This is a genomic window from Methanosphaera sp. WGK6, assembly GCF_001729965.1.
Taxonomy (GTDB): domain Archaea; phylum Methanobacteriota; class Methanobacteria; order Methanobacteriales; family Methanobacteriaceae; genus Methanosphaera.
In genome coordinates, this window is sequence record NZ_JRWK01000027.1 from 1 (window position 1) to 4,405 (window position 4,405).

Consider the following 4,405-nt stretch of genomic DNA (forward strand, 5'->3'; position numbering starts at 1 on the left):
AATAATGAACTAAATAATCTTCAACAAGAAAAAATTGAATTCATAAATAATATTATAAACTATATAGATCTAGATTTAGTAATAAAATCACCCATAATTAATAAATACGTTAAATTATTAATAATTAAACTTAAAAGAAAAGATTCAAAGATAAATATAATTTCTTATAAATCAAATCTATTCATGAAATATGATAACATATTACTGGATAATTTAAATAAAAACCCTGTTAAAATTTGTAAATTTAATTATAATAATGAAACACTATACATTAAAGGCATATTTAATTCTTGTTTTAACTTAAATCAAAACATGAAATTATACATGATAATTGATAAAACAAGAATAGAATTATGTAATATAGATAAAAAATATCATATAATTGAAAATCCATTCCAATTTGAACTTAAACAAAAAAGAAAAGATATTAGGAAAATCTCATTTAAATTATCCTATAATAATAAAGAATATCCACTAGAAATCCAAGATAAACTAGAATGTAGTACTAAAAGAAATGTGGATTTTATGAAAAAGAGTATTAATATAAATTAGAGTGTATTTATTGAATATATTTTCTCACTCTTCTCATAAAAATACGTAATGGTCTTGTAATATTCCAACTATTTGAACTAAACACTAGCAGTAATCGTTCCTTAAGTAAAATATTCTCCTCTTTCATTAAATCTAATTTTTCATTTAATTCTTTATTTTCATATATTAACTTATTATTATCATCTGTTAAAGTAAATATCCTTGAAGATAACTTATTAATGGTTTCAGCATTATTTTTACAAAGTATAATTAAATCTTCATTAGGTGGATGTATTTCATCTTCTTTTTTGTATTCATTCTCATTATTATCTATCTCTTCAATTTCATTAATTGTACTAAAATCATAGTTTATAGTACTTGAATTAGTCACATGTCCTGTTTTCATGGATTTCTCATAATTAATATCAAATAATGTGTCTTTTTCATATTTAATCACGTATTCTATGAATTTAAGATTATCTTGAGTAAGATACTTTTCTAAATCAGAATATAATTCTTCATCTGTTTTTAAATTTATGAAATCTTCATGCATTGAGTTATAATAATATTTCTTATAAGGATAATCTAATTTATTATAGAAGTTTTTAGATACATTTACTTTAAAATTAAGTAATGATTGTTTATATTCATCATAGAATCCTAGTTTTTTAAATAAATTTATAGCTTCTGTAGATATGGTAATAACATTTGAGAAATGTTCCTGTGTACTCATCACTGAATTTTCTCGTCGTCTCCTATAATATAAGTGTTCTGGAGTAAAGGATATACGTTCTGCCATAAGCATTACTTTAAAGAAGAATATATTATCTTCAAATGTAATCTTCTCTGGAAAATATATATTATTACTTTGAATAAATTCTCTCTTAAATAACTTGTTACAGGGACTTACTGCTAGTTTAAACATTCCATCTACTTTATGTAAGTCATTTTTATTAAATACCTTATTAGTATAATTATCATGTAAACAGCCCAGGTTATAATAGTAATCTTCAAATGTTTCATCAGTATCCTGATTATAATTAATTAACCTGTACATTATAAAGTCTAAATTTTTTTCTTCAACTTTTTTATAGGTTAACTCATATGTTGATGAGTCAATCCAGTCATCTGAATCTATGAAATTAATATATTTTCCACGAGCAAATCTTAAAGCCCTATTTCTACTATATCCTGCACCATAATTTATTTTATTATTTATTATCACAATTCTATCGTCTTTCTGTTTATATTCTTTAATTATTTCAAGTGAATTATCTGTAGAATTATCATTAACACATATTACTTCAATATCAGTATATGATTGGTTAAGTACACTATCTATACATTTTCTAATGTATGATTGGGTATTATAGAATGGTATAATTACTGATATACAGGGAGTTCTATTTGTATTATTTTTTCTTAGTTTTTCAAATTCATTATCATGATTTGAAATCATCATTGCCTGAAAACAAAGGAATAATTCATCATGCAATAGATGTACTTCTTTTTCTGGAATTATATTGGATAATAAGTCCTTGAATATTTTAAAATAGTGTATCTTGGATGTGGAGGGTATGCTATCATATCTATGAAATATAGATTTTATTAGTAAATTATAGTAATCTTTTTTATATTCTATGTGTTTATCTGATTCATAAAATAGATTATTTATTATTTCAACTAAAATCATATAATCTGCTATATTATCTTCTGTAAAATGATTTAAAGAATTTTCATATTGTGTTATTAAAATATTTCTATTGTATGTTCCTATTTTATCAGAGTTTATTAATGTATCATAATAGAATATATGATGATTATATTTAAGTTCAGAGTGAAATGTAAAATTATTTTTAATCAAATAATTCTTTGAATAAATCTTATTCATTGGAAATATGGCGGTTTCTAGAGTGTTTATTGGATATGATTTGATTGGTGTATTATATTCTAATATATCTAGGTTTTTCTCACTTATTTTGGTGTATATGTTTTTTACTGCGGTACATGTTATAAAACGTGTAGTTTGATCTAAAAATATTATATAATCACTTGTTGATTTTTTTAGTCCTAAATTCCACATATCTTCTATTTTAGTAGCAGTGGTGTTATAATATCTTATTTTATTGTTTTCATGGTATTTATTTCGTATTATTGAAAGATTTTCATTATCAGATATTATAATTAATTCAATATCTATTGATTTCTGGGTGATGATTGAATTTATATTATGATATAATTCCTCTTTTTCCTCAAGTACTGGGATGATAATTGACACATTATTAGCCATAATTCTATTAATTCTCCTTTACACTATTTTTTTTATATCATGAAAAGAATTTTAGTAAATATGGATTTTTATTTGGAAATATTATAAATTGTTTATTTTTTTCCATAAAAAAAGAGTATTACATATACATTTTCAAAATATAATTTTTTGAATTAGTTCATGTAATGGTTATAGTACTTATTTTTAATAAAATAATTTCTTTTTTTTAAAAAATATTTTCTAATTATGTATATTTATTCCATGATACAACTAATTAATCCTAGTTTAATTTATACTCTCTTTTAATATATACTATTATGTATTTAGTCGATAAATTACTATGAACAAAGAATTAAGAAAATTAAATACAAGTTCATGTATTACTTATAATGGTATAAGTTAATATTTCATATTTTTTTTAAAATGATTTCCTATAAAAAGTAAGGGAGGATAGGGTATGTGTAGTTAGTATACTATAATATTATATTCTCTTTTTTTAATCTCCTCTTCCATCAGCTAGTTTTGATTGATCACTATCATAACTACTTCTAATTAACTTACCTGTTCTAGTATCATATTGTCTGAAATTACCATCAGAATATTCAACTTCACGGTATGTACTTCCATCATCTGCTTGATAGTTTTGTTCTAGAGATGAACTTACAACACTAACATCTGAACTTGAACTACTTGAACTTGTACTTGAAGAAGTATTTGTTGTATTAGTTGTATTTGTATCATTTGCTGTTACTTCATCTATTTTTATAGTATTAAGTATATGAATTAATAAGTCTTCATCACTTGTTGCAATAATAATATTTTTATATGTATAATTTCCAGTATATGAACATATTCCTGTACTTTCTGATTTGTTATATGTCACATTATCCTTAGTTACGGTTGTTGCATTTATCTGGTATGCTTCACGTGTAGCTGCAAATGTTGTCATTTCAGATAAATCAGCAAAATTTGAGCCTTCACTATCAAATACATATATATTCAAATCATTTTCTGTATCATTATAGATACTATAGTGTTCTGTCTGATTAACTGGTGTTACATTACCACTTGGTACTTCTAATTGTATTCCATTCATTGTAATATTCTTATATTCTATACTTGGATTTGAGAGAATATATGCTGCACATCCCCCAATACAAGCTAGAACTATTACAACAATAATTAGTACATTTTTTGTTCGCATGAATTAATCCTCTAAGTGAATTTTTATATTTAAAAAGAAAATCATATTATGTACTATGTAATGTGTGTTGACATATTCACAGTAATTTAAAACCCCATAGTTCACGTCTATATAATTCATATAATATGAATAGTGTTATCATTACTATAAATGCTAGAAATGTTTTTATTTCATTAAGTATTCCTGGATTATTCAGTGTTTTGATAGCATGTGTTAGTATATCAATATTATCACATGTCATTACAATGTATGATTCATCATCTACATTTTCCTGATAGTAGGTATATGTTCCTGATTTATTGTAGAGTGTTATGTTATTATATGTGCAAAGTGTATTCTGTCCATTTAGTGTTTGATTACTAATCAGCTGGTATTGATTTATATTTGTTTTATCATAATTT

General features: G+C 23.3%; 4 protein-coding genes. 1 reads left to right on the forward strand and 3 read right to left on the reverse strand.

All coding sequences use genetic code 11. The features are described 5' to 3' along the window. Positions 1-552, forward strand: a 552-nt coding sequence (locus tag NL43_RS08030; protein WP_158005567.1) for a hypothetical protein, incomplete at its 5' end; no start/stop codon positions are given. A gap of 7 nt (positions 553-559) precedes the next feature. Here the strand turns inward: NL43_RS08030 and NL43_RS08035 are convergent. From NL43_RS08035 to NL43_RS08325, 3 genes are all read right to left on the reverse strand, one after another. Continuing rightward, positions 560-2,821 carry a glycosyltransferase gene (locus NL43_RS08035; RefSeq protein WP_069593533.1) on the reverse strand — a complete coding sequence of 754 codons (2,262 nt, stop codon included), beginning with the start codon at positions 2,819-2,821 and terminating at the stop codon, positions 560-562. A 475-nt stretch (positions 2,822-3,296) separates the two neighbouring features. Continuing rightward, complete coding sequence (locus NL43_RS08040) at positions 3,297-4,004, reverse strand: hypothetical protein (RefSeq protein ID WP_069593534.1); 708 nt, start codon at positions 4,002-4,004, stop codon at positions 3,297-3,299. A gap of 76 nt (positions 4,005-4,080) precedes the next feature. Further along, positions 4,081-4,405 (reverse strand): hypothetical protein (locus NL43_RS08325; protein ID WP_158005568.1); only part of this gene is annotated, 325 nt, incomplete at its 5' end.